The 24,419-nt window shown below is 68.5% G+C and carries 22 protein-coding genes; 4 read left to right on the top strand and 18 right to left on the bottom strand.

What is annotated here, in order from left to right; all coding sequences use genetic code 11:
- Nucleotides 1-43 precede the first annotated feature (43 nt).
- Nucleotides 44-880: an ABC transporter substrate-binding protein gene (locus tag E5P2_RS16375; RefSeq protein ID WP_232077086.1), complete on the top strand. Its 837-nt coding sequence runs from the start codon at nt 44-46 to the stop codon at nt 878-880.
- On the opposite strand, the gene mog is transcribed toward E5P2_RS16375, so the two are convergent.
- Together mog and yjgA are read right to left on the bottom strand one after the other, a co-directional pair.
- Entirely contained in the window at nt 858-1,445 is a 588-nt protein-coding gene (gene mog / locus E5P2_RS16370) for a molybdopterin adenylyltransferase (RefSeq protein ID WP_162568182.1), read from the bottom strand. The two genes, E5P2_RS16375 and mog, sit on opposite strands and share 23 nt — an antisense overlap.
- Before the next feature lie 144 nt (nt 1,446-1,589).
- Nucleotides 1,590-2,246 (bottom strand): ribosome biogenesis factor YjgA, encoded by a 657-nt coding sequence (gene yjgA / locus E5P2_RS16365; protein ID WP_162568181.1) that lies wholly within the window; start codon nt 2,244-2,246, stop codon nt 1,590-1,592.
- Nucleotides 2,247-2,303: 57 nt separating this feature from the next.
- On the opposite strand from yjgA, the gene pmbA reads away from it, so the two are divergent.
- Nucleotides 2,304-3,674 carry a metalloprotease PmbA gene (gene pmbA / locus E5P2_RS16360; RefSeq protein ID WP_162568180.1) on the top strand — a complete coding sequence of 457 codons (1,371 nt, stop codon included), beginning with the start codon at nt 2,304-2,306 and terminating at the stop codon, nt 3,672-3,674.
- Here the strand turns inward: pmbA and E5P2_RS16355 are convergent.
- The 11 genes from E5P2_RS16355 to E5P2_RS16305 all read right to left on the bottom strand — a co-directional run bounded on the left by E5P2_RS16355 (nt 3,671) and on the right by E5P2_RS16305 (nt 16,442).
- Nucleotides 3,671-4,126 carry an NUDIX domain-containing protein gene (locus tag E5P2_RS16355; protein WP_162568179.1) on the bottom strand — a complete coding sequence of 152 codons (456 nt, stop codon included), beginning with the start codon at nt 4,124-4,126 and terminating at the stop codon, nt 3,671-3,673. The two genes, pmbA and E5P2_RS16355, sit on opposite strands and share 4 nt — an antisense overlap.
- A 2-nt stretch (nt 4,127-4,128) precedes the next feature.
- Nucleotides 4,129-4,578, bottom strand: coding sequence for a GatB/YqeY domain-containing protein (locus E5P2_RS16350; protein WP_162568178.1), 450 nt, complete (start codon nt 4,576-4,578; stop codon nt 4,129-4,131).
- A gap of 99 nt (nt 4,579-4,677) precedes the next feature.
- A complete protein-coding gene (rpsU, locus tag E5P2_RS16345) occupies nt 4,678-4,890 on the bottom strand; it encodes a 30S ribosomal protein S21 (RefSeq protein WP_007833691.1) in 213 nt (70 codons plus the stop codon).
- A gap of 244 nt (nt 4,891-5,134) precedes the next feature.
- Entirely contained in the window at nt 5,135-6,337 is a 1,203-nt protein-coding gene (locus E5P2_RS16340) for an NAD(P)/FAD-dependent oxidoreductase (RefSeq protein WP_162568177.1), read from the bottom strand.
- A gap of 31 nt (nt 6,338-6,368) precedes the next feature.
- Entirely contained in the window at nt 6,369-7,499 is a 1,131-nt protein-coding gene (locus E5P2_RS16335) for a sterol desaturase family protein (RefSeq protein WP_162568176.1), read from the bottom strand.
- A gap of 79 nt (nt 7,500-7,578) precedes the next feature.
- Entirely contained in the window at nt 7,579-8,367 is a 789-nt protein-coding gene (gene cobA, locus E5P2_RS16330) for a uroporphyrinogen-III C-methyltransferase (protein ID WP_162568175.1), read from the bottom strand.
- The gene (ybiB, locus tag E5P2_RS16325; protein WP_162568174.1) at nt 8,364-9,287 is read right to left on the bottom strand and encodes a DNA-binding protein YbiB; all 924 of its coding nucleotides are present in this window, start codon (nt 9,285-9,287) and stop codon (nt 8,364-8,366) included. The genes cobA and ybiB overlap by 4 nt, the downstream gene beginning before the upstream one ends.
- A 101-nt stretch (nt 9,288-9,388) precedes the next feature.
- Nucleotides 9,389-12,250, bottom strand: coding sequence for a nitrate reductase (locus E5P2_RS16320; RefSeq protein WP_162568173.1), 2,862 nt, complete (start codon nt 12,248-12,250; stop codon nt 9,389-9,391).
- A 13-nt stretch (nt 12,251-12,263) separates the two neighbouring features.
- On the bottom strand, nt 12,264-12,662 hold the full coding sequence (nirD, locus tag E5P2_RS16315; protein ID WP_162568172.1) for a nitrite reductase small subunit NirD: 399 nt from the start codon (nt 12,660-12,662) through the stop codon (nt 12,264-12,266).
- A 13-nt stretch (nt 12,663-12,675) separates the two neighbouring features.
- On the bottom strand, nt 12,676-15,141 hold the full coding sequence (gene nirB / locus E5P2_RS16310) for a nitrite reductase large subunit NirB (RefSeq protein WP_162568171.1): 2,466 nt from the start codon (nt 15,139-15,141) through the stop codon (nt 12,676-12,678).
- Entirely contained in the window at nt 15,138-16,442 is a 1,305-nt protein-coding gene (locus E5P2_RS16305; RefSeq protein WP_162568170.1) for an MFS transporter, read from the bottom strand. Before E5P2_RS16305 ends, nirB begins: the two co-directional genes overlap by 4 nt.
- A 252-nt stretch (nt 16,443-16,694) precedes the next feature.
- Between E5P2_RS16305 and E5P2_RS16300 the strand changes: the two genes are divergently transcribed.
- Nucleotides 16,695-17,975: an ANTAR domain-containing protein gene (locus E5P2_RS16300; protein WP_162568169.1), complete on the top strand. Its 1,281-nt coding sequence runs from the start codon at nt 16,695-16,697 to the stop codon at nt 17,973-17,975.
- Between the two features lie 42 nt (nt 17,976-18,017).
- Here the strand turns inward: E5P2_RS16300 and E5P2_RS16295 are convergent, their stop codons facing one another.
- The 4 genes from E5P2_RS16295 to E5P2_RS16280 all read right to left on the bottom strand — a co-directional run bounded on the left by E5P2_RS16295 (nt 18,018) and on the right by E5P2_RS16280 (nt 22,493).
- Nucleotides 18,018-18,827, bottom strand: a complete 810-nt coding sequence (locus E5P2_RS16295; protein WP_162568168.1) for an ABC transporter ATP-binding protein — start codon at nt 18,825-18,827, stop codon at nt 18,018-18,020.
- The gene (gene ntrB, locus E5P2_RS16290) at nt 18,824-19,750 is read right to left on the bottom strand and encodes a nitrate ABC transporter permease (RefSeq protein WP_162568167.1); all 927 of its coding nucleotides are present in this window, start codon (nt 19,748-19,750) and stop codon (nt 18,824-18,826) included. Before ntrB ends, E5P2_RS16295 begins: the two co-directional genes overlap by 4 nt.
- A 10-nt stretch (nt 19,751-19,760) precedes the next feature.
- Nucleotides 19,761-21,005: a CmpA/NrtA family ABC transporter substrate-binding protein gene (locus tag E5P2_RS16285; RefSeq protein WP_162568166.1), complete on the bottom strand. Its 1,245-nt coding sequence runs from the start codon at nt 21,003-21,005 to the stop codon at nt 19,761-19,763.
- Between the two features lie 234 nt (nt 21,006-21,239).
- Nucleotides 21,240-22,493 carry a nitrate regulatory protein gene (locus tag E5P2_RS16280; protein ID WP_162568165.1) on the bottom strand — a complete coding sequence of 418 codons (1,254 nt, stop codon included), beginning with the start codon at nt 22,491-22,493 and terminating at the stop codon, nt 21,240-21,242.
- Nucleotides 22,494-22,595: 102 nt separating this feature from the next.
- Between E5P2_RS16280 and tsaD the strand changes: the two genes are divergently transcribed.
- A complete protein-coding gene (tsaD, locus tag E5P2_RS16275; protein ID WP_162568164.1) occupies nt 22,596-23,645 on the top strand; it encodes a tRNA (adenosine(37)-N6)-threonylcarbamoyltransferase complex transferase subunit TsaD in 1,050 nt (349 codons plus the stop codon).
- On the opposite strand, the gene E5P2_RS16270 is transcribed toward tsaD, so the two are convergent.
- Nucleotides 23,593-24,327, bottom strand: coding sequence for an esterase family protein (locus tag E5P2_RS16270; protein WP_232080720.1), 735 nt, complete (start codon nt 24,325-24,327; stop codon nt 23,593-23,595). The two genes, tsaD and E5P2_RS16270, sit on opposite strands and share 53 nt — an antisense overlap.
- Between the last annotated feature and the right edge of the window lie 92 nt (nt 24,328-24,419).

The following is a 24,419-nucleotide window of genomic DNA, read 5'->3' as shown; positions in this document are numbered from 1 at the left end:
GTTTCCCGTTTCTCGTTTCATCTTCAACCAGGAGTCCATCACCATGAAGACCGTCTTTCGTCTCGCCGCCATCGGTTGCAGCCTTTCCGTGCTGTCCTTGCTGGCCCATGCCGACCAGTGGGACGAGATCAGCCAGCGCAAGGAGCTGCGATGCGGCACCTTCGCCGACGTGCCGCCCTTCGCCGCGCCGGATCCGAAGACGCGCGAGATGGTCGGCCACGACGTCGATCTTTGCAATGCGCTGGCCAAGCAGCTCGGCGTCACTGCCAAGGTCACGCCGCTCTCGGTGGAAGCGCGCGTGCCCGAGGTCAAGCTCGGCCGCGTCGACGTGACCATCGCCAACCTGGCCTACACCAAGAGCCGCGGCGAGCAGATCCAGTTCAGCGATCCGTACTACGTCGCCAAGGAAATGCTCGCGGTGAAGGCCTCCGACCCGGGCACCACCAAGGCCGACTACAAGGGCAAGCGGCTGAGCTCGACCAAGGGCTCGACCTCGGAGCTGTCGATCAAGATGAACGGCTCGGAGCCGGTGACCTTCCAGGACACGGGCTCGGCCTTCATGGCGGTGCAGCAGAACAAGTCGGTCGGCATGGTCGCCAACACCATGACCATCACCAAGCTGGTCAATCAGTCGAAGACCGACGGCGTGCCGCTGAAGATGATCAAGGATCCGATGGTGCTGCAGCCGATCGGCATCGGCATGAAGAAGGACGAGCCGGTGCTGCTCGCCAAGGTCAATGCGGCGCTCTACGCGCTGGAGAAGTCGGGCGAGCTCGACCGGCTGTGGGCGAAGTGGCTCGGCCCGAACACCGAATACAAGATGGTGCGCGAAGAGAAGGTCATGCCGCTTGCGGACCTCAAGTTCGAGCTGCTGCCCTGATCGCCGACTTGGGCCGGAAGGCCTTGCACACCGTGTCGTCGGTCTCGAGGTAGGGGCCGCCGATCAGGTCGATGCAGTAGGGCACGGCGGCGAAGATGCCGGGCACGGCTTGCGAGCCGTCGGCGTTCTTCAGGCCTTCGAGCGTCTCGGCGATGGATTTCGGCTGGCCGGGCAGGTTGATGATCAGGCTCTTGTCGCGGATCACCGCGACCTGGCGCGACAGGATCGCGGTCGGCACGAAGTGCAGGCTGATCTGGCGCATCTGCTCGCCGAAGCCGGGCATGGTCTTGTGCGCGACGGCCAGCGTGGCCTCGGGCGTTACGTCGCGCAGTGCCGGCCCGGTGCCGCCGGTGGTCAGCACCAGCGCGCAGCCGGCGTCGACCAGCTCGATCAGCGCGACGCTGATGGCGGCCTGGTCGTCGGGAATCAGCCGCGACGCGAAGGTGATCGGATTGCGCAGTGCGCGCTGCAGCCATTCCTGCAGGGCGGGCAGGCCCTTGTCCTCGTAGACGCCGCTCGATGCGCGGTCGCTGACCGAGACGATGCCGATATGCACGGGGTCCATGTCAGAGACTCCCGGTGCGCTGCGGACAAGACTGGCGCGGCCAAGACCAGGAACACCGCGGAACTGGCTTCGCCAGGCCGCTGGTGTTGCCCCCAGCGGGGGTTGGCGGCCACACGAAGTGGGCAAGCCTGGGGGTGAGCTTGATCATGCGTCCTCCTCGCGCGATTGCTCGGCGGCTTCTGCGGCATGGTCATCCGTGCCGTGCACGCTTAGCTGCGCGCGCACGATCCGGAACACCTCGCGGTAGGCCTTGGCCTGCCGCGGCGCCTCGCCGGGCGGGCCGGCCTTGATGTCCTTGCGCGCCTGGCGCACCAGCGCGCGCAGCTGCTGGGCGTCGGTGTCGGGATGGGTTTCGATCCAGCCGCCGAGCGCGTCGTCGTCGGCGATGATGCGGTCGCGCCAGCGCTCGGCATCGTGCAGCGCGGCGGTTTCCTGGGCCGGGCCGCGGTTCTGCTCGTCGAGCGCAGCGCGCACCGCATCGAGCGTGGCCGCGTCGAGCCCGCGCATCAGCTTGCCGACGAACTGCATCTGGCGGCGTTTGCCTTCGAAATTGGTGATGCGCCGGGCCTCTTCGATGGCGTCGCGCAGCTTCTCGCCGAGGTCGAGCTTGTCGAACAGGCCGGCGCGCAGCCCGAGCAGGGCTTCGCCCAGCGCCTGCAGCTCCGTGCTCTCGCGCTTGAGATCGGTCTTGCTGGCGGCATCGGTGCCCTTGAGCTCGCGCTTGAGCTCCAGATCGAGCTCACTGCCTTCCGCCACGAACTGGCCGCGGACGAAATAGCCTTTTTTGGGTTTGCGGGACATGTGGGGAAATCGTTGACTCCCCGTCGGGGACAGGGGCGCAAGTATCATAGCCAACACATGAGCACATCTTCCTCGCGCGCCGACTCCGGCTTCGCCTACAGCCGTTCCTTCTTCGAAAACCTGGTCGATTCGGCGCTGGCGCACGCCAAAAGGCTGGGCGCCACCGACGCCGGCGCCGAGGCGTCCGAGGGCTGCGGCCTGAGCGTCTCGGTGCGCAAGGGTGAACTCGAGAATGTCGAGCGCAACCGCGACAAGTCGCTGGGCATCACGGTCTATGTGGGCAAGCGGCGCGGCAATGCCAGCACCTCGGACTTTTCCGACGCGGCGGTCGCGCAGACCGTCCAGGCGGCCTACGACATCGCGCGCTTCACGGCCGAAGACCCGGTCAGCGGCCTGCCCGACGCGGACGACATCGCACGCGAGCAGCCCGATCTCGATCTGTTCCATCCCTGGGACGTGACGAGCGAGCAGGCGGCTGCGTTGGCGCTCGAATGCGAGGCCGCGGCGCTCTCGACCGACAAGCGCATCACCAACAGCGAAGGGGCCGGTGTCTCGGCGCAGCAGAGCCACTTCTTCAGCGCCCATACGCACGGCTTTCGCGGCGGCTATGCGAGCTCGCGCCATTCGATCTCGGTGGCACCGATCGCCGGCAAGGGCGACGGCATGCAGCGCGACGCCTGGTACAGCTCGATGCGATCGGCCGACGAGCTTGCAAGCCCGCAGGCGGTGGGCCGCTATGCGGCCGAGCGCGCGCTGAGCCGGCTCAAGTCCCGCAAGATCAAGACGACGCAGTGCCCCGTGTTGTTCGAATCGCCGCTGGCCGCGGGCCTGCTCGGCGGGCTGGTGCAGGCCGTCAGCGGCGGTGCGCTCTACCGCAAGAGCACCTTCCTGCTCGATTCGCTGGGCAAGCAGGTGTTGCCCAAGCACCTGGATGTGGCCGAGGACCCGCACATCCTGCGCGGCAAGGGCAGCTCGCCCTTCGACGACGAAGGCGTGATCACCCGGCGGCGCAAGGTGGTCGATGCGGGGCGGCTCGAAGGCTATTTCCTCAGCACCTATTCGGCACGCAAGCTCGGCATGAAGACCACCGGCAATGCGGGCGGCTCGCACAACCTCACGCTGACCTCGCGATTGACGAAGGCAGGCGACGACCTGGATGCGATGCTTGCCAAGCTGGGCACCGGCCTCTTCGTGATCGAGCTGATGGGGCAGGGCGTCAACTACGTGACCGGCGACTATTCGCGCGGCGCGAGCGGCTTCTGGGTCGAGAAGGGGCGCATCGCGTTCCCGGTACAGGAGATCACGATCGCCGGCAACCTCAAGGACATGCTGCTCGGCATCGAGGCGGTCGGTGCCGATGCGTACAACTACGGTGCCAAGACCACCGGGTCGCTGCTCATCAACCGCATGAAGATTGCCGGTAGCTAAGTCGCGGACAGTGCTGCACGGACTTTGGCGATCGCATTCGCGTAGGGCGTCGCGAAGCCGTCGAGCGACGCATCCGACGCCAGCCAGCTGAAACTGAAGACCAGGCCCTCTTCGTCGGGGCTGCCCGTGGCGATGTGGTCGAAGCGTTCGGGCAGCGGGCCTTCGGCGCGCATCAGGTACAGGTGCCAGAGCTGCGGATGCCGGCGCTTGCTGCCCTCCACGCCGGCTTCGCAGTCGCGGTCGAGCGTGCCGAGGGATTGCAACGGGCCGGCGTAGCGGATGCCGGACTCTTCCAGCAGTTCGCGCCGCACGGCGTCCTCGGGCGCCTCGCCGGGCTCGACCGTGCCCTTGGGCAACTGGATGTTCCTGTCGTCCGGGTGATGGAACACCAGCAGCCGGCCGCGCCCGTCCACCAGGCAGGCACAGGCCTTGTGGACGATGCGTGTCGTCATGGTCAGCCGCCCGAAAGAGCGGCCTTCACGGCGCTGCTGACCAGGCCCATGTCGGCCTTGCCGGCCAGGCGCGTCTTGACCGCGCCCATCACCTTGCCCATGTCGCCCGGGCCCTTGGCGCCGAGCTCGGCCACGATCGCCTTGACCTCGGTAGCGATCTCGTCGGCGCCCATGCGTTGGGGCAGGTAGACCTCCAGCACCTTGATCTCGGCGGCTTCCTTGTCGGCCAGGTCGATGCGGCCGCCCTGGGTGAATGCGGCGACCGAATCCTTGCGCTGCTTGACCAGCTTGTCGACGATGACCACCACCATCGCGTCGTCGAGCACGATGCGCTCGTCGACTTCCTTCTGCTTGAGGGCCGCGAGCAGCAGGCGGATGGTGCCCAGGCGCTCGGCGTCCTTGGCGCGCATCGCGGTCTTCATGTCTTCGGTGATCTGGTCCTTGAGGCTCATGGTGGATTTCCTTCGGTCGACAAAAGAGAAAAGCCGCGACAGGTGTCCCTGGCGCGGCTTGCGAACCGGGCGCTGGCCTCGGGCCAGCGCAGCGGATGCTCAGTACAGCTTCTTGGGAAGCTGCATGCTGCGCACGCGCTTGTAATGGCGCTTGACGGCTGCGGCCTTCTTGCGCTTGCGCTCGGCGGTCGGCTTTTCGTAGAACTCGCGGGCGCGCAGGTCGGTCAGCAGGCCGAGCTTTTCGATGGTGCGCTTGAAGCGGCGCAGTGCGACGTCGAAAGGCTCGTTTTCTTTAACGCGGATGGTGGTCATTTAAAAATCGTTGGGTTGAATTTGGCCTGGGGAAGATCGGGCCCCGGGCCGGGTTCCTCAACTGAAAGCATGTGTGGCCGTTGAGGGGAGGCCAAAGTTAGCCAAAAATTATATACCACCCCCAGGCTTGCTCGCTACGCGTAGCCGCCCACCCCCTTCGAGGGGGCGATACCGGCGGACCGGCGGAGCCGGATCCGCGGTATCCCTGGAAAAGAGGTCTTGGAGACGGTGGAGTTGGAGGCTTTCAAAGGGCGGAGGCGCACGCATGCGCGCTGGCCCAGGCCCATTGGAAGTTGTAACCGCCGAGCCAGCCGGTGACATCGACCACCTCGCCGATGAAGCAGAGGCCGGGTTGCTTCGATTCCATGGTCTGCGACGAGAGCTCGCGGGTATCGACGCCGCCGGCCGTGACCTCGGCCTTGCGGTAGCCCTCGGTGCCGCTGGGCGTGATCTGCCAGCGCGCGATGCGCTCGGCCAGCGCGTGGAGGGCACGGTCGGCGGCCTCGTTGATGGGGCGCTGGAGCGCGGCATCCTGGCCGACCCAGGCGTCGGCGAGCCGCGACGGCACCAGCGCGGCGAGCTCGTTGGCAATGCGCTTGCGCGACAGCCGCTTGGCCTCGGCCAGCGCGGACGCGACCTCCACGCCGGGCGCGAAGTCGATCGTGAGCGGCATGCCCGGCCGCCAGTAGCTCGAGATCTGCAGCACCGCGGGGCCCGACAGGCCGCGATGGGTGAAGAGCAGGTCTTCGACGAAGGCCATGCGCTCCTTCCGGCTGCCGGTCTCGATCTGCACCGGCAGCGCGAGGCCGGCCAGGCCTGCGTAGGGCACCCAGCCTTCGCCGCCGAAGGTCAGCGGCACGAGGGCCGGGCGCGGCGCGACCACGCGCAGCCCGAATTGCGCCGCGATGCGGTAGCCGAAATCGCTGGCGCCGATCTGCGGGATCGACAGCCCGCCGGTGGCGATCACCAGCTTGGGCGTACGGACTTCACCACGGTCGGTGTCGATCCGGTAGCCGCCTTCGTCCGAGAAGGCGATGTCGCGCACGCCGCAGGGCTGCCAGTGCGTGACGCTGCCGCCGGCGCACTCGGCCAGCAGCATGTCGATGATCTGCTGCGAAGGGCCGTCGCAGAACAGCTGGCCCTTGTGCTTTTCGTGGAAGGCGATGCCGTGGCGCTCGACCAGCGCGATGAACTGCTGCGGCGTGTAGCGCGACAGCGCCGAGCGGCAGAAGTTCGGGTTGTCGCCGATGAAATGGCGCTGCGGCGCGCGCACGTCGAGGTCGCGGTTGGTGAAGTTGGCACGGCCGCCGCCGGAGATGCGGATCTTCTCGGCGATACGCTCGCCGTGGTCGAGCAGCAGCACCTTCAGGCCGCGCTGGCCGGCCACGGCGGCGCAGAACAGGCCTGCGGCGCCCGCGCCGACGACGACGGCATCGAACGAACTCAACGCCGCTCGCCCATGTGCATGCGCCGCGCCGTCATCCCTTCCACACGAACGGGAACTTCAGCTGCTTGAAGAAGCCGTTCGGCACATAGTCGCCGACCACGCCGTAGTGCTCGGGCCACAGGCGCGTGCTCTTGACGGCGGTGCCGAAGAGATAGTCGAGAAACGCATAGTGCGCGGCGTAGTTGCGGTCGATCGCCTCGTCGTCCTGGCTGTGGTGCCAGTGGTGGAAATTCGGCGTCACGATCAGGTAGCGCAGCGGGCCGAGGCGCACGCTCACGTTGCAGTGGTTGAACACCGCCTGGAAGCCGACCACCACGATGTAGGCATCGATCACTTCCTTGCTGAAGCCCAGCACGTAGATCGGCGCCAGCACCAGCGTGCGCGTGATCAGCAGCTCGAGGATGTGCTGGCGCGAGCCGGCCATCCAGTCCATGCTCTTCACGCTGTGGTGCACCGCATGCAGCCGCCACAGCAGCGGCACCTCGTGGTAGGCGCGGTGTGTCCAGTACTGCACGAAGTCGGCCACCAGGATGATCAAGAGCACGCCGGCCCAGAAGGGCAGGCCCGCCACCCAGCCGCGGATGCCGTCGTTGGCGGCCCAGCCGAAGAGCTTGTGCACCAGCAGGTTGGTCGCCAGCAGCACGAAGCCGACGATCATGTGGTTGACGACGAAGTGATGGAAATCGGTCTGCCACTCGGCACGGAACACCGGCTGGTCCTTGCGGTGCGCGAACAGCTTCTCGATGAAGATGAAGATCAGCGACGAGCCCAGCAGGTCGAGGATGAACCAGTCCAGGCCGATGTAGGGCGTGTTGTCCGCGAAGTCGTTGACCGGCACCTTGTGGCCGCCGAGCAGCGCCGACAGTGCCACCAGCAGGAAGGCGAAGGACGACAGCCAGCGCGAACGGTCGAAGACGATGTTGACCAGCGCCAGGCCGCCCGAGGTCACCATCGCGGCCAGCAGCAGATAGCGCATCACGTCGACGTTGTAGCTGCGCCGCAGCTCGGGCGTGGTCAGGTACTGCGGGAAGTGGAAGGCCAGCACGCCCAGAAAGCACAGGATGCCCAGCGCGAGCGCGATGGTGCCTGTGACCAGGCCGCGGCCGCGCTGCAGTTCGCCGTGGCTTTCGGTGAATTCGTTGAGTTTGTCGAGTTCCAGCATCCCGTCCTCCGCCCGTTGTTCGTGGGCTCGGCGATTCTAGGATGGCGGCCGGAATCCGCCGACAGGCCGAACGGCCGATTCAGGTGCCGAAGCGCGTGGCGGGAAGGCCGGCTGCGGCGAGACCGCGCAGCACGTCGCCGACCACGATCACGGCCGGGCTCGCCAGCCCGGCCGCGGCGATGTCCTCGCGCAGCCGGTCGAGCGTGGTCGCGATGTGCCGCTGCTGCGGCAGGCTCGCATGCTGGATCACCGCCACCGGCGTCTCGCCCGGCAGCCCGTGCAGCAGTTCGTCCTGGATGTGGGCCGCGCCCGAGACGCCCATGTAGATCACCAGCGTGAGCCGTGCATCGCGCGCCGTCGCGGCCAGCTGGCGCCAGTCGGTCGGATGCTCGGCGGCCGCATGGCCGGTCTTGGCATGGCCGGTGACGAACACCACGCCCTGCGCATGGTCGCGGTGCGTGAGCGGCACGCCCAGCGAGGTGATGGCGGCCAGCCCGGCCGTGATGCCGTTGACGACCTGCACGTCGATGCCGGCCTCGCGCAGATGCTCGACCTCCTCGCCGCCGCGGCCGAAGATGAAAGGGTCGCCGCCCTTGAGGCGCACGACCGTCTCGCCCTCCTGCACCGCGGTGATCATGAGCCGCTCGATGAAGGCCTGCGGCGTGCTCTTGCAGCCGCCGCGCTTGCCGACGTGGACGATGCGCGCGCCGGGGCGCGCATAGGCCAGGACGCCGTCGCCGACGAGGTCGTCGACCAGCAGCACCGTCGCCGCCTGGATGGCCTTGACGGCCTTGACCGTGAGCAGTTCCGGATCGCCGGGTCCGGCGCCGACGAGGGTGCAGCTGCCGCGATGGGAAAGAAGGTTCATGAAGGCTCCACCTGTTGCGCAAGCTGCGCCAGTTGCACGATCTGCGCCACCTGCTGCGCGATCGCCTGCGGCACGGCCGCTTCGCCGGCCAGCACGCGCCGTGTGTAGCCGGCCGTGGTCCGGATGTCGATGTCAATCGGAAGGCCGGGCACCTCGGCCAGCGTGCCGGGTTGTTGCGCCTGCAGCGCGATGCGCCGTCCGCGCACGAAACCATCGACCTGCGCGGTGCGGCGCGGGTCGGCCACGCTCTCGCCTTCGAGACCGCGCGAGAGCAGGGCGTTCATGCCCAGCAGCTCGAAGGTCGCGGCCATCGATTGCGCGTACTCGGGGTGCGTGTAGCTGCCGATCACCACACAGGGGCCCTGGCTCGGCTGCATCAGCTTGACCACGCTGTGGCCCGGGTTGCGCAGGCCGACCACGCGGCGCACGTCGAGCAGGCGCTTGAGCCCCGGGCTGAGCAGCTCGGTCGGCGCGAACACGGCCTCGCCGTCGGCAATGGCGCGAATGGCGGTCAACGGCGGCAGGTCGAGCGCGGCCAGCACGCCGGAGGCCAGCACGCGGGTCGATTCGGTGGCCGCGCCGTGCACCAGCACCGGCAGGCCTTCGCGCGCCAGCAGCAGCGCCAGCAGCGGCGTGAGCACCGGCAGCCTGCGCGCGCCGTTGTAGCTGGGCAGCACGACCAGCGGCTGGCCCGTGGCGGGAAAGAGGGCGAGCCGCGCATGCGTCGCATCCAGGAAGCCGGCCAGCTCCTCGGGCGTCTCGCCCTTGATGCGCATCGCCAGGCAGAAGGCGCCGATCTCGAGATCGGTCACCGTGCCGTCGAGCACCTGGCCGAACAGGTCGGCCGCCTGCGCGCGGTCGAGCGGCCTGGCGCCGCGCGCGCCGCGGCCGATTTCCTTGATGTACTGGCTGATTCCCATGGGTTCGCGAATTGTCCTGCATGGCTTATGCCGCAAAGAGGGGCGCCTTATGCCCCTGCGCGCGGCAAGGGCTGTCGGCAGGGAGCGCATGGCGCGTGTCGTCATGACACTGGCGCGAGTGCCGGCGCGGCCCCCGCGCGCACCATGCGCTTGAGTTCGGGCAGGCAGGAGCCGCAGTTGGTGCCGCACTTCAGCGCACCCTGCAGCGCGGCGAGGCGATCGTCAGCCGAGCCCGCGACGGCCGCGAGCTTGCCGGTGATCGCGGTCTGCGTGACGCCGAAGCAGCCGCAGACGATCTTGCCGCGGGTCGCCACGCCGGCGGGCGCTGCGGCGCCGGGCCGCAGCAGTTGGCGGCCATAGGCCTGTGCGGGCAGGCGGTCCTGCAGCAGCGTCTTGATCCAGGCCTCGGCACTGGTGTCGCCGCCGAGCAGGAAGCCGTCGAGCCGCGCTTCCGCGCCCTCGCGCACCAGCCGCACCGTGCGCCGTTGCCCGCGCCGGGCATCGACATAGCGCAGCGCGTCGGGACCGCCGAGCGCGAGCAGGCGCTCGATCTGCGTCATGACCGCGTCCGGCGGTACCTCGTACGCCGCCGCGCGAAAGAGGATGCCCGCACGCTCCGGCCCGCCGCCCGCCAGCGAGCCGCCGGCGCCGAAGGGCACGCAGCTGGCGAAGGGAAAGGAGGGCATCAGCGCACGCAGCGCGGCGGCGACGTCGAGCGACGCCTCCTGCGGCAGCCAGGCCGCGGCAAGCAGCGACCAGGGCAGTTCGGCCTTGAGCACCTTCACGGCCGCATGCTTGAGCTCGGGCTGTTTCGAATCGGGGCAGAAGCGCGAGGTGGTGAGCGCGTTCACGCCCGCGAGGCGCTCGCCGGTGCTGGAGCAGCCGCTCAGGTACTCGCCGCCCCAGTGCATCGCGATGAAGGCCTGGCTCAGTCCGAGCTCGGTGCTGGCCGCGACGGGCAGCACGATCGAGCCACGGCGCGAGGTCACGTGCACCAGATCGCCTTCGGCCAGCTGGCGGCGCGCCATGTCCTGCGGATGCAGCTGCACCGTCGGCTCGGCTGCATGGCCGAACAGCCGGCCGAGCGTGCCGGTGCGGCTCATGCCGTGCCACTGGTCGCGCAATCGTCCGGTGTTGAGCGAGAAGGGATAGCGCGCCTCGCGGGCTTCCGCGACCGGTGCGTAGGGCGTGTCGGCGAAGCGGGCGCGGCCATCGGGCGTCGAGAACACGCCGTCTTCGTAGAGGCGCGCGCGGCCTGTGGCTTCGCCTTCGCGCAGCGGCCATTGCTGCGGCGCGGCTTCGAGCATCGCGTAGCTCATGCCGGTGATGTCGAGGTCGCGCCCGCGCGTCGACTCGCGGTGCTCGTTCCAGACCGATTCGGCGCTGGCATACGGGAACAGCGTGGCCGTGCGCCCGAGCCGGCTTTCGAGGCGGCGCGCGAAAGCCACGCCGATCGCCCAGTCGTCGCGCGCTTCGCCCGGCGCCGGCACTGCGGGACGCACGCGCGAGATGCGGCGCTCGCTGTTGGTGACGGTGCCTTGCTTTTCGCCCCAGGTGCTGGCCGGCAGCAGCAGGTCGGCGAAGTCGCAGGTGGCGGTGGTCGAGAAGGCTTCCTGCACGACGACGAACTCGCAGCGCTCGAGTGCACGCCGCACGGTGCCCTGGTCGGGCATCGATTGCGCCGGGTTGGTGCAGGCGATCCAGAGCGCGCGGATCTCGCCGTCGGCGGCGGCCTGGAACATCTCGACCGCGGTCTTGCCGGGCTTGAAGGGCACCTCGGGCACACCCCACAGCGCCGCGACCTCGGCGCGGTGCTGCGGGTTCGCGAGATCGCGGTGCGCCGACAGCAGGTTGGCCAGTCCGCCCACTTCGCGCCCGCCCATCGCATTGGGCTGGCCGGTCAGCGAGAAGGGGCCGGCGCCGGGCTTGCCGATCTGCGCGGTGGCCAGGTGCAGGTTGATCAACGCGGCATTCTTGGCCGTGCCCGAGGACGATTGATTCAGGCCCTGGCAATAGAGGCTCAGCGTCGCGGCCGAGGTGGCGAACAGGCGCGCGGCCTGCAGCAGATCTTCCTTGGCGATGCCGCAGACCTGGGCCACGCGGTCGGGCGTGCAGTCGCGCACGGTGGCCTTGAGCGCATCGAAGCCGCTGGTGTGCGCCGCGATGTAGCGCGCGTCGGTCCAGCCTTCCCACAGCATCAGGTGCAGCATGCCGTTGAACAGCATCACGTCGGTGCCCGGCTGCAGCGCGAGGTGCAGGTCGGCGATCTCGCAGGTGTCGGTGCGGCGCGGGTCGGCGACGATGATCTTCAAGGCCGGGTCGGCGGCCTTCGCGTCCTCGATGCGCCGGTACAGGATCGGGTGTGCCCAGGCCGTGTTGCTGCCGACGATGAACAGGCACTCGGCATGCTTCAGGTCGTCGTAGCAGGCCGGCGGTGCATCGGCGCCCAGCGTCTTCTTGTAGCCGGCCACCGCGCTGCTCATGCACAGGCGCGAGTTGGTGTCGATGTTGTTGGTGCCGACCAGGCCCTTGGCCAGTTTGTTGAAGACGTAGTAGTCCTCGGTGAGCAGTTGGCCCGAGACATAGAAGCCCACCGCGCCGGGGCCATGGTCGCGGATCACCTGGGTGAATTTGTCGGCGGCGAGGTCGAGCGCAGCGTCCCAGCCGATGGCTTCGGGCGCGGCGCGGCGCGCGCTGCGGCGCAGGGGCTGCAGCAGCCGCGTCTGGCGCGTGATCGCCGCGCTCGCCGTGAGGTGCAGCGTCGACCCCTTGGTGCAGAGGCGGCCGAAGTTGGCCGGATGGTCGGGGTCGCCGCGCACGCCGGTGATCTGCGCCCCCTCGGCCTCGATGATCACGCCGCAACCCACGCCGCAGTAGGGACAGGTCGAACGCGTTTCATGCTTCTCCCTCTCCCCCTGGGAGAGGGTCGGGGTGAGGGCAGACGGCGTCGCCACTGGGAACATCGCTGCCCTCACCCTAGCCCTCTCCCAGAGGGAGAGGTGACAGGACGCGCTTCGGTCCGGCCGCGGGGCGTTCGAGATCGGTCGCATGCGTGGCGATCTCGTCCGCGTCGAGATGCACCACGCCCTCGACCACCTTCACCGCGAAGCGCGGCGTACAGCCTTCGTCCGGCGACTTCGCGCAGCCGTCGTCGAGCCCGATGGCCCAGTTGTGCAGCGGGCAGGCCACGCTGGTGCCGAACACGATGCCCTGGCTCAGCGGGCCGCCCTTGTGCGGGCAGCGGTCGAGCAGCGCGAACACTTCGTTCTCGGCATTGCGGAACACCGCCACGTCCACGCCCACGGGCCGTGCCACGCGCCGCGCGCCGAGTACCGGGATGTCGTCGACGCGGCAGATCATTTTCCATTCGCTCATGGATGTCTTCCTTTCAGGCCGGCTGTGCGGTGCGTTCGGCGGCCGGCACCACGGCAACGGGCGTGAACTGCCGCACGTCGACCGAGGCCTGGCTCGACGCGAACCACGGATCGGGCTCGCCGTCGAGCGCGAACTGCAGCCGCTCCCACAGCGCCTGGCGGCCTTCGGCGTCCTCGAGGATCTTCTTCTTCACGTAGTCCAGTCCGACACGGCCGATGTAGTGCACCGTGCGCTCGAGGTACCAGCCTTCTTCGCGGTAGAGCTGCAGGAAGGCGCCCGCGTACTGCATCACTTCCTCGGAAGTCTTCACCTTGACCAGGAACTGCGCGACCTCGGTCTTGATGCCGCCGTTGCCGCCGACATAGATCTCCCAGCCCGAGTCGACGCCGATCACGCCGACGTCCTTGATGCCGGCCTCGGCGCAGTTGCGCGGGCAGCCGGAGACCGCGAGCTTGACCTTGTGCGGCGAGTACATCGCCCACAGCGCGCGTTCGAGGTCCTTGCCCATCTGCGTCGAGTCCTGCGTACCGAAGCGGCACCACTCGCTGCCGACGCAGGTCTTCACGGTGCGCAGCGACTTGGCGTAGGCGAAGCCCGAGGGCATGCCGATGTCCTTCCAGACGTTCTCCAGGTCTTCCTTCTTCACGCCCAGCAAGTCGATGCGCTGGCCGCCGGTGATCTTGACGGTCGGGATCTTGTACTTGTCGGCCGCGTCCGCGATGCGTCGCAGCTCGTCGGGCGTGGTATGGCCGCCCCACATGCGCGGGATCACCGAATAGGTGCCGTCTTTCTGGATGTTGGCGTGGCTGCGCTCGTTGACGAAGCGGCTCTGCGGATCGTCCTTCGCCTCCTTCGGCCAGGTGCTGATCAGGTAGTAGTTGACGGCCGGGCGGCAGGTCGCGCAGCCGTTGGGCGTGCGCCAGCCGAGGCCGCGGTAGAGCGCCTCGTGCGTGAGGTAATGCGCCTTGCGGATCGCGTCGCGCACGTCCTGGTGGCTGAAGTCGGTGCAGGCGCAGACGGCCTTCTTCTTCGGCGTCGCCGAGTAGTCGCCACCGGCGGTGAACATCAGGATCTGCTCGACCAGCCCGGTGCACGAGCCGCACGATGCGCTGGCCTTGGTGTGCTTCCTGACCTCGTCGAGCGTGAACAGGCCGCGGTCCTTGATCGCCTTGCAGATGGTGCCTTTGGTCACGCCGTTGCAGCCGCAGACCTCGGCCTCGTCGGCCATCGACGCGGCCTTGCTGTGGCCCTCGTGGCCGGTGTCGCCGATGTTGGATTCGCCGAACATCAGCTTGTCGCGGATGTCCTGCACGCTGCGGCCGTCGCGCAGCAGCTTGAAGTACCAGCTGCCGTCGACGGTGTCGCCGTAGAGGCAGGCGCCGACCAGCTTGTCGTCCTTGATCACCAGCTTCTTGTAGACGCCGCCGACCGGGTCGCTCATGACGATTTCCTCGGTGCCTTCGCCGCCCATGAATTCGCCGGCCGAGAACAGGTCGATGCCGGTGACCTTGAGTTTGGTCGAGGTCAGCGAGCCGAGGTAGCGGCCGATGCCGAACTGCGCCAGGTGGTTGGCCGCCACCTTGGCCTGCTCGAACAGTGGCGCGACCAGGCCATAGGCGATGCCGCGGTGCGCCGCGCATTCGCCGACCGAGTAGATGCGCGCGTCGGTCACCGTCTGCATGGTGTCCGTGACGACGATGCCGCGGTTGACGTGCAGGCGCATCTTCTCGGCCAGCTCGGTGTTGGGTCGGATGCCGACGGCCATCACCACCAGGTCGGCCGCGACCTCGGTGCCGTCCTTGAAGCGGATGGCGGTGACGCGGCCGGCCTCGTTGCCGACCAGTTCCTGCGTCTGTGCGCCGATCAGGAAGTTCAGGCCACGGTCCTCCAGCGACTTCTGCAGCAGCTTGCCGGCGACGTCGTCGAGCTGGCGCTCCATCAGCCAGGGCATGACGTGCACCACCGTCACCTTCATGCCGCGCAGCATCAGGCCGTTGGCCGCCTCCAGGCCCAGCAGGCCGCCGCCGATCACCACCGCGTTCTTGTGGGTGCGCGCGGTCTCGATCATGTAGTCAGTGTCGGCGATGTCGCGGTAGGCGATCACGCCCTTCAAGTCCTTGCCCGGCACCGGCAGCATGAAGGGATTGGAGCCGGTGCACAGCAAGAGGCGGTCGTAGGCGGCCTCGGTGCCGTCCTCGGCGCGCACGATGCGCCGCACGCGGTCGACCTCGACCACCTTCTTGCCGGTGTGCAGCGTGATGCGGTGGTCGGCATACCACTCGCGCGTATTGAGCACGATCTCGTCGACCGTCTGCTCGCCGGCCAGCACCGGCGACAGCAGGATGCGGTTGTAGTTGGGATGCGGCTCGGCGCCGAAGACGGTGATGTCGTAGAGATCGGGCTCGATCTTCAGCAGCTCTTCGAGCGTGCGCACGCCGGCCATGCCGTTGCCGACCATCACGAGTTTCAGTTTCTTCATGGCGTGGGACCTTTCATGGAATCGAGCAGACGGAGATCGGGACTGAGCGATGCGCCGGCGTTGCGATGGCGCGCCGGTGCCGCATGCACGTCGACCCGGGCCAGGCCGCCCTTGCCGGCCCAGGTGCGGGTCCAGCGCGCCTGCATCACGCGCATGACGCCCAGCATCACCAGCGCCAGCGCGGCGAAGAAAGCGAAGCCCCAGAGGTAGCTGCCCATGTACTGCTTCGACAGACCCATCGCGTTGGGCACCAGGCCGCCGCCCAGCGCGCCGATCTCGCCGATCATCGAGCCGGCCACCGCGGTGCTCGCGGGCCAGCGCAGCGGCACCAGTTGGAACAGCGCACCATTGCCCGCGCCGAGCGCCGCGAAGCACACGATCAGCAGCAGCGTGGTGAGCGCCAGCGAGGCCGAGGAGGCGCCGACCAGCGCCAAGCCCGCGGCCACGACGACCAGCACCAGCGTCAGCGTGTTGACGCCGCCCCAGCGGTCGGAAATCCATCCGCCGGCCACCCGCACCGCAGCGCCCATGAACGCGGCCAGCATGGTCAACTCGCCGGCCTGCACCTTGCTCACGCCGAACTGGTCGTAGTAGTAGGAAGGCAGGAAGGTGGTGAGGCCGATGAAGCCGCCGAAGGTGATGCCGTAGATCAGGCTGAAGGCCCAGCCGTCCTTCTCGAACAGGCAGGCCACATGCGCGCGCAGGCTGGCGTGGCTGTCGACATCGGGCGGCTCCTTGGCGAACACGACCATGACGACCATCGGGATCAGGATCGCGGCCGCGGCGATGCCGTACACGCTCTGCCAGCCCAGCCATTGCGCCAGCGGCGGCGCCACCAGCACCGACACCGCGGTGCCGACATTGCCCGCGCCCACCAGTCCCATCGCAAGGCCCTTGTGCTGCGCGGGGAACCAGCCCGAGCCGAGCGACATCGCGACGCCGAAACTCGCGCCCGCGATGCCCAGCAGCACGCCCATCGCGAGCAGGTCGTTGAAGCTGTGCACCATGAAGAAGCCGTACAGCATCGCGATGGCGATCATCCCCATCTCGACCAGCGTCGCGTTCTTGCGGCCGATGTACTGCGACAGGATGCCGAGCGGAAAGCGCATCAGTGCGCCGGCGATGATCGGCACCGACAGCATCAGCCCCTTCTGCGCCGGCGAGAGATGGAAGCTCTCGCCGATGAACGGCGCCATGGCGCCGTTGAGCACCCAGATGCAGCACGAGAACGTGAAGTACAGGAAGGCCGAGAACAGCGTCGGCCCGTGGCCGGCATGCAGGAAGGTCTTGAATCTGGACATGGCATTCGATGCGAAATGCCGCGGCGCGGCCGTTGGCGGGCCGTGTCGTCGGACGGGGTTGGGCGGTGTGCCGGCGGCTGCTGACGCTGTCGGCGTGAAGGGTGTCCGGCGCGCGTGCGGCCGGAAGGGACGCGGGACCGCGTCTTCACCAAAGCGGTGCTTCGTTACACCGCAGTCCCCATCACGCAAGACGCATGCCTGCCTGCGCCGGCCCCCGTGTCCTATGCTCGTGTGTCTGTCCAACGCCCCGCGATGAATTCCCTTCTTGTTGTCCTGCCGGACGAAGCTGTCGACCCGCAACTGCCCGAGGGCTTGCGCGCGATCCTTGCACAGGCCGGGCTCGTGCTGATCGGCTGCGTCGGCCATGGCGACATGGGGCGCCAGGTCCGCGCGTTGGCGCCGCAGCATGTACTGATCCATTGGTCCGCGCCGATGCCCGCGCTGATCGAGGCACTGCAGGCCTGGTCCGGTACACCGCCGTGCGCGCTGAGCCTGGCCAGCGCGCCGCTCGATGGCGCGCTGCATGAGGCATTGGTGACACTCGGCGTGCAGGCCTGGACAGCGATCGACACCCTCGATGCCGGTGCGCTGCGTGCGCTGCTCGCGCGGGCAGCGGCGCGGTGGCAGCGCGAGGCCGCGCTGCGCACCGAACTCGGCGCGATGCGCACCCGTCTGGACGAGCGCAAGTGGATCGATCGCGCCAAAGGTCTGCTGATGGCTGCGCGCGGCATCGGCGAGGACGAGGCCTTCGGCTTGCTGCGCGGCGCCGCGATGCATGCCAATCTGCGCCTGGGCGAAGTCTCGCGCTCGGTGGTCGAGGCGACGCAATGGGCCGATGCGGTCAACCGCGCCGGCCAGTTGCGCATGCTCTCGCAGCGCCTGGCGCGGCTGGCCGCGCAATCGATGGCCGGCATCGATGCGCGGCGCAGCAGGGCGCTGCGCACCGAATCGGCCGAGCGGGTGCAGGCCAACCTCGATCATCTCGGAACGCTCGCGCTCGACGCGGTCGGCACACGCGCGCTGGCCGATGCGCAGCAGGCCTGGCAAGCCCTGGCGACGGCGCTCGCGGCCCGCATGGCGCCGTCCGCGCTGGCCGGGATCGACGCATGCGCCGAAGCCTTGCTGACAGCTGCCGAGGCCTTGACCGATGTGCTGGAGGCCTCCGGCGGGCGGCGCGCGCTGCGCATCGTCAACATCTGCGGCCGCCAGCGCATGCGCGTGCAACGGCTGGCCAAGGATGCGCTGCTGGCATCGATGGCGCCCGCGCATGGCGCGCGCGATCGGCTCGTGGCGACCATGGATGCGTTCGAGGCGGCGCTGCTCGAACTCGAGCGCGCGCCGCTGAGTTCGCCCGAGATCCGCGCCGAGCTGGCGGCGGCGCGCGACGAATGGCTGCGGCTGGTGCGCGGCGTGCACGGCGCCGACAGCGCCGAAGGGCGCGCCGCGCTGGTGCGCGCCAGCGATGCGCTGGTCGCCACCTTCGAGCAGCTCACGGCTTCGTACGAGCACAGCCTGCAGGTCATCATGTCCTGACTCCGTCGTGCGCGCGGCGTCGGGCGGTGCGCGTGCGGGCGTTCAGGCCGCGGCCTGCTCCACGTGCGCCTGGCGCGTGTAGAGAAAATCGATCACGGCCTTGCGGGCGCGAAGGTAGGCTGCATCCTCGGCCAGTTCGACGCGATCGCGCGGGCGCGCAAGGTCGACGCTCAGCACCTCGCCGATGGTGGCCGCCGGGCCGTTGGTCAGCATCACGATGCGGTCCGACAGCAGCACCGCTTCGTCGACGTCGTGCGTGACCATCACCACCGTGCTGCGCGTCTTGTGCACGATCGCGAGCAGCTCGTCCTGCAGCCGGGCGCGGGTCAGCGCGTCGAGGGCGCCGAAGGGCTCGTCCATCAGCAGCACCCGGGGCTCCATCGACAGCGCGCGCGCGATGCCGACGCGTTGCTTCATGCCGCCGGAGATTTCGCCGGGGCGTTTCTGCGCGGCCGGCGCGAGGCCGACCAGCGCCAGCGCGGCGTCGGTGCGCGCGCGCAGCTGCGCCTTGCTCTCGGTCGCCGCGAACACGCGCTCGACCGCGAGGTACACGTTCTCGAAACAGCTGAGCCAGGGCAAGAGCGAATGGTTCTGGAACACCACGGCGCGCTCGGGGCCGGGGCCCTTGATCTCCCGGTTGGCGCACAGCAGCACGCCTCGGGTCGGCGTGCCGAGGCCGGCGATCAGGTTCAGCAGCGTCGACTTGCCGCAACCCGAGTGGCCGATCAGCGTGACGAACTCGCCCTTGGCGACATCGAGGTCGATGTCGCGCAACGCGAGGAAGCTGCCCTTGGGCGTCCTGAAGCGCTGCTCGACGCCCTGGATCGCGATGTACTTGCCGTCGTCGTTCATGCCTTCACCTCCTCGAACGTGAATGCGGTGGCGACCTTGATCAGCGCGAACTCGAGCACCAGCCCGACGATGCCGATGACGAAGATCGCGATGATGATGTGGGCGACGTTGAGGTTGTTCCACTCGTCCCAGACCCAGAAGCCGATGCCGACGCCGCCGGTCAGCATCTCGGCCGCGACGATCACCAGCCACGCGGTGCCGACGGCCAGCCGCACGCCGGTCAGCATGTAGGGCAGCACGGCGGGAAACAGGATGCGCGTGAGGATCTTCCATTCGGAAAGATTCAGCACGCGGGCGACGTTCATGTAGTCGCCGGGCACGCGCTGCACGCCGACGGCCGTGTTGATGATCATCGGCCAGATCGAGCAGATGAAGAGGGTCCAGATGGCCGCGGGATTCGCGCCCTTGAAGACCAGCAGGCCGATCGGCAGCCAGGCCAGCGGCGAGACCGGCCGCAGCAGGCTGATGAGCGGATTGAACATGCGCCCGAGAAAGTCGAAGCGCCCGATCGCGAAGCCGGCCGGGATGCCGACCGCCGCCGCCAGGCCGAAGCCGAGCGCCACACGCCGCAATGACGAGAGCACGTTCCAGCCCACGCCCTGGTCGTTGGGTCCGTTGCTGTAGAACGGATCGCTGAACACGACCAGCGCTTCCTTCCAGGTCTGCAGCGGCGACGGGAAGCCGTTGCTGCTCTTCATCGCCACCAGTTCCCAGACCAGGACCAGCAGCGCGAAGCCGAGCAGCGGCGGCAGCACGCGCTGCCACAGCAGGTTGAAGTCGCGCGGTGTGCGCGCCACGGTTTCGTTCGCGGCCTGCTGCGGCGCGGCGGACATCATCGGGCGCACCGGCACGGCGCTCTTGGCCGCGACCGGCCTGGGCTGGCCGGCATCGAGGGGCGGGGCATGGAAGACGGCACTGACCATGGCGGGCTCCTCAGGCATGGACCTTGAATGAATCGGCGTACTTCTTCGGATCCTTGCCGTCCCACACCACGCCGTCGAACAGCTTGCTGGTGCGCAGCGGATCCTTCGGCACGCCGACCTTCATCGCGCCGGCGACCTCCTTGTAGAGGTCGATCTGGTTGATCTGCCTGGCCACCGCGAGGTAGTCCGGGTGCTCCTTCAGGAGGCCCCAGCGCTTGTGCTGGGTCAGGAACCACATGCCGTCGGACAGGTACGGAAAGTTGACCGCGCCGTCGTCGAAGAACTTCATGTGGTTGGGGTCGTCCCAGGTCTTGCCCATGCCGTTGTCGTAGCGCCCGAGGATGCGCTGGTTGATCGCATCGACGCTGGTGTTGATGTACGACTTCTCGGCCACCACGTCGGCCATCCTGTTCTTGTTCTGCAGGTTGGCGTCGATCCACCTGCCGGCTTCGAGCACGGCCATCATCACGGCTCGGCAGGTGTTCGGGTTGGCCTTGACGAACTCGGCGCGCGTGCCGAGCACCTTCTCGGGATGGTCCTTCCAGATGTCCTGCGTGGTGATCGCGGTGACGCCGATCCTGTCCATGATGGCGCGCTGGCCCCAGGGCTCGCCGACGCAGAAGCCGTCCATGTTGCCGACGCGCATGTTGGCCACCATCTGCGGCGGCGGCACGACGATCACCTTGGCGTCCTTCACCGGGCTGATGTCGGCCGTGGCCAGCCAGTAGTTGAGCCACATCGTGTGGGTGCTGGTCGGGAAGGTGCCGGCGAAGGTGTATTCGCGCTTGTCCTTCGCCATCACCCTGGCCAGCGACGGCGCATCGACCGCGCCCTTGTCGGCCAGCGCCTTCGAGAGCGTGATCGCCTGGCCGTTGCGGTTCAGGCCCATCAGCACGGCCATGTCCTTCTTCGGCCCGCCCACGCCCACGTGCACGCCGTAGACGAGGCCGTAGAGCACATGCGACATGTCGAGCTCGCCATTGACCAGCTTGTCGCGCACGCCGGCCCAGCTGGCTTCCTTGCTGGGCACGATCTTGACGCCGTACTTCCTGTCGAAGCCCAGCACGGAGGCCATCACGACGCTGGCGCAGTCGGTCAGCGGGATGAAGCCGATCTTCACCTCTTCCTTCTCGGGCTTGTCCGAGCCCTGGGCCCAGACGGCTGCGCGCAGCGCGGGGTCGAGGCCGGCGACGCCCGCGGCCGCAGCTTGCAGGATGCGGCGGCGGCTCAGTGCGGGTTTCAACGAATCGGTCATGGGACGAACTCCGAAAAGGAAAGGGACACATCACGAAAGCGCAAAACGAAAAGGCGTCCTCATCACGCCGGGGCTCGCTCGATGACGAGCCCTTGCGGGATGGGGACGCCTTTGTCCGGTCGATGGGCCGCACCCGTCGTTGGATGCCGCCTGTCTGAAGACCTTCGTCGGTCTATGGCTCTCGGGATTGCAAGCTGCGTGCCAGCCGAAGCGCACGTTCGTGCACCATTTCAGTCATTCCAGGTATTCGGCCATTGAAAGTACGGACTCCGCCACTTCGACCAGCCGACGGCCCTGGTTCATCGCGGTCCGGCGCAGCATCTTGTGCGCCTCTTCCTCGCTCAGGCGGCGGTGCGCCATCAGCAGTCCCTTGGCGCGCTCGACCAGCTTGCGCTCGTTGAGGGCGGCGCGCACGGTGTCGAGCTCGTCGCTCATCGCCTGCAGCCGATGCGATTGCTCCTGCACGATCTCGAGGATCGAGCGTTCGAGCTGCCGCCCGTAGACGGTCGTGCCCGCCGACGGCGGCGACGCGGCCGCATCGCCGAAGAACAGGTCGGCCGGCGCATCCGCGTCGCCCACCAGCCGGGCCAGCAGCGCCTCGTGCACCTGCAGGTCCGCGCGCGCCTGCGCGGTCTTCTGCGCGCACAGCTGCCGCAGGTCGGCGGCCAGGCGGTCTTCGACATCCTTCATCGCATCGATGCGGTGCGTCGAGCAGTCGAACCAGGCCTGGCTCAGGCCCGTGTCGAGCGCCACGCCCGCGGGCGCCGCGCAGGCGATGCGGCGAAAGCGCTCCAGCTCGGCGAACTGCAGGGCAGGCCGGTCGGTGGGCCGGAGTTCGCCCGGGTGCGAAGCCGTGAACTCGGCGAAAACCTGGAAGCAGCGTTCCTGCGACTCGATCAGGTGCAGCCAGTGCTGCTGCCGCGCGCTGTCGTTGTGGCCCGAGGCGAAGGCCGCGGCGCCGCAGGCGCGTTCCTGGCCCGCGAATTCCTTGCCCTGCATGAAGTTGAACATCGCGACCAGCAGGCGCGAGATCTCCGGCGAGGTCGCGCCGTCGGCCGCCTCGAACACGACCGCGAGCAGCCCGGCGATCAGCTTGACGAAAGCCGCGGTGGCCTGCGCGGCATCGATCTCCGTCGCACCGATGCGGCCGCGCAGCGCGGGCAGGGCGTCCAAGCCGGGCAGCACCCAGGCGATGCGGCTGAAGAGGCGGGCGCCGTTGCCGATGCGGCCGGCGTCCGTTTCGAGCCGATCGAAACCGGTGCGCACCGCCCGCTCCATCCGCACGCATTCGACGACTTGCGCACTGCGTTGGACCGCGAAGCCCTGGCCGCGCGAACCCAGCAGCAGGTTCGACAGCCCGCGCTCGCGTTGCAGCGCATGGACCAGCCGGCCGATGGCGCCGACCAGTTCGCTGGTGCGTGCGAGCTGCTCCAGCGCGTCGATCTCGCAGCGCAGCGCGGCCATCAGGAAATTCGGGCCGGATTTCATCGTCGGGCGCTGCAGGGGCGCGGATCGCGGGTCCGGGAGGAGGGCATAGGGGCATGGAGCAACATTCGTGCCCCGAAAACGGGCGCCCCCTACACTCGCCGCATGCTCGTTCTGGGAATCGAATCGTCGTGCGACGAAACCGGCGTGGCCCTGGTGGAAGCCGGTGCCAGCGGCCTGCCGCGTCTGGCCGCGCACGCGCTGCACAGCCAGATCGCCATGCACCAGGCCTATGGCGGCGTGGTGCCTGAACTGGCCAGCCGCGACCACATCCGCCGCGTGCTGCCGCTCGCGCAGGCGGTGTTCGACGAAGCCGGCCGAACGCTGGCCGAGGTCGACGTGGTCGCGTACACGCGCGGGCCGGGCCTGGCGGGCGCGCTGCTGGTGGGCGCCGGCGTGGCCTGCGCGCTGGGTGCTGCACTGGGCCGGCCGGTGCTCGGCGTGCATCACCTCGAAGGGCATCTGCTGTCGCCGTTCCTGAGCGCGGATCCGCCCGAATTTCCCTTCGTCGCACTGCTGGTGTCGGGCGGGCACACGCAACTGATGCGCGTCGATGGCGTGGGCCGCTACATGCTGCTCGGCGAAAGCATCGACGACGCGGCCGGCGAAGCCTTCGACAAGAGCGCGAAGCTGATGGGCCTGCCTTATCCCGGCGGCCCGTGGCTGGCCAAGCTGGCGGAGCAGGGCGACGCCACGGCGTTCAAGCTGCCACGGCCGCTGCTGCACAGCGGCGACCTCGACTTTTCCTTCGCCGGCCTGAAGACGGCCGTGCTCACGCAGGCGAAGAAGCTCGGCAGCGAGCTCGAAGCCCGCAAGGCCGATCTCGCCGCATCGACGCAGGCCGCCATCGTGGAGGTGTTACTGAAGAAGTCGCTGGCCGCGCTCGAAGAGACCGGCCTGGGACGGCTGGTGGTGGCCGGCGGCGTGGGTGCGAATCGCGCGCTGCGGGAGCAATTGAACAGCGCCTGCGCGGCGCGTGGCGTGCGTGTGCACTACCCCGAGCTGCACCTGTGCACCGACAACGGCGCCATGATCGCCATGGCCGCGGCCATGCGCCTGCAGTCCGGTGTGGAGGCGGCAGCCGAGCGCTATGCCTTCGACGTCAAGCCGCGATGGCCGCTGGCGTCGCTGGCCGCTCCAGCGCTGGCCGCCTAGGCTGCGGCGCGATGTCCTTGCCGTGCGCGGGCAACGGCAGCACGTCCAGCATCTTGCGCCAGAGCCGCGACCACTGCGGCCAATCGTGGCCGCCTTCGGTGGTGAACACGCGGCCGGCCGGCAATGCGTCCGCCAGCAGGCGATGGTTGGCCGCGAAGCGATCGCTCAGGCCGAAGCCCAGGTAAAGCGGCGGCAGGCCCTTGGCGGGCTTGGGGGAGGCATATTGCTGCAGCCACGGCCAGAGCTTGCGGTCGACTTCCTCGTCCGGCGGCGGGCCCTCGGGCGCCTTCCAACTGCGCAGGCCGCCGGCCTTCTGGATCTCGGCGCCGATCGGGCGCCGGCCCAGGTAGGGCGCCAGCGCGACGATGCCGTCGACGGTGCCCGGCTTGGCGAGCTCATGGATCAATGCGCCGAAGCCGCCGATGGAAATGCCCACCAGCCAGATCGCCTTGTAGCCCAGCGCCCGCTGGGGCTGGATGACGTCCTGCTGCAGGCGCTCGATGAAGGTCTGGTCGTAGTAGTACGACACGTCGGCGTCGACCAGCAGCGCGTCGGCGGCCAGGTCGCGTTCCCGCACGGCGTTGACGAATCCTTCGCGCTCGAACTCTTCAGGCTTCAGGAATGCACCCGGCAGGAACACCAGGAGGGTTTCCGAGCGCGAACCGTCGTTTGCGAATTTCAAGTGCGTTTTCATGGCGCTTCGTCTTGTGCTCCTCACCCGCGGCTTTCGGGGCCTGGTAAGCGAACGCAGATTTTGAGTACAGCATTGAAAAA

It is taken from the genome of Variovorax sp. SRS16 (genome assembly GCF_901827165.1).
Taxonomy (GTDB): Bacteria; Pseudomonadota; Gammaproteobacteria; order Burkholderiales; family Burkholderiaceae_C; genus Variovorax.
The sequence above is the reverse complement of the archived record's forward strand: the minus strand, read 5'-3'. Positions and strand labels throughout refer to the sequence as shown.

Coding starts and splice junctions, on each gene's coding strand:
- E5P2_RS16375 (WP_232077086.1), top strand. CDS start 44: ATGAAGACCGTCTTTCGTCTCGCCGCCATCGGTTGCAGCCTTTCCGTG.
- mog (WP_162568182.1), bottom strand. CDS start 1,445: ATGGACCCCGTGCATATCGGCATCGTCTCGGTCAGCGACCGCGCATCG.
- yjgA (WP_162568181.1), bottom strand. CDS start 2,246: ATGTCCCGCAAACCCAAAAAAGGCTATTTCGTCCGCGGCCAGTTCGTG.
- pmbA (WP_162568180.1), top strand. CDS start 2,304: ATGAGCACATCTTCCTCGCGCGCCGACTCCGGCTTCGCCTACAGCCGT.
- E5P2_RS16355 (WP_162568179.1), bottom strand. CDS start 4,126: ATGACGACACGCATCGTCCACAAGGCCTGTGCCTGCCTGGTGGACGGG.
- E5P2_RS16350 (WP_162568178.1), bottom strand. CDS start 4,578: ATGAGCCTCAAGGACCAGATCACCGAAGACATGAAGACCGCGATGCGC.
- rpsU (WP_007833691.1), bottom strand. CDS start 4,890: ATGACCACCATCCGCGTTAAAGAAAACGAGCCTTTCGACGTCGCACTG.
- E5P2_RS16335 (WP_162568176.1), bottom strand. CDS start 7,499: ATGCTGGAACTCGACAAACTCAACGAATTCACCGAAAGCCACGGCGAA.
- cobA (WP_162568175.1), bottom strand. CDS start 8,367: ATGAACCTTCTTTCCCATCGCGGCAGCTGCACCCTCGTCGGCGCCGGA.
- ybiB (WP_162568174.1), bottom strand. CDS start 9,287: ATGGGAATCAGCCAGTACATCAAGGAAATCGGCCGCGGCGCGCGCGGC.
- E5P2_RS16320 (WP_162568173.1), bottom strand. CDS start 12,250: ATGTTCCCAGTGGCGACGCCGTCTGCCCTCACCCCGACCCTCTCCCAG.
- nirD (WP_162568172.1), bottom strand. CDS start 12,662: ATGAGCGAATGGAAAATGATCTGCCGCGTCGACGACATCCCGGTACTC.
- nirB (WP_162568171.1), bottom strand. CDS start 15,141: ATGAAGAAACTGAAACTCGTGATGGTCGGCAACGGCATGGCCGGCGTG.
- E5P2_RS16305 (WP_162568170.1), bottom strand. CDS start 16,442: ATGTCCAGATTCAAGACCTTCCTGCATGCCGGCCACGGGCCGACGCTG.
- E5P2_RS16300 (WP_162568169.1), top strand. CDS start 16,695: ATGAATTCCCTTCTTGTTGTCCTGCCGGACGAAGCTGTCGACCCGCAA.
- E5P2_RS16295 (WP_162568168.1), bottom strand. CDS start 18,827: ATGAACGACGACGGCAAGTACATCGCGATCCAGGGCGTCGAGCAGCGC.
- ntrB (WP_162568167.1), bottom strand. CDS start 19,750: ATGGTCAGTGCCGTCTTCCATGCCCCGCCCCTCGATGCCGGCCAGCCC.
- E5P2_RS16285 (WP_162568166.1), bottom strand. CDS start 21,005: ATGACCGATTCGTTGAAACCCGCACTGAGCCGCCGCCGCATCCTGCAA.
- E5P2_RS16280 (WP_162568165.1), bottom strand. CDS start 22,493: ATGAAATCCGGCCCGAATTTCCTGATGGCCGCGCTGCGCTGCGAGATC.
- tsaD (WP_162568164.1), top strand. CDS start 22,596: ATGCTCGTTCTGGGAATCGAATCGTCGTGCGACGAAACCGGCGTGGCC.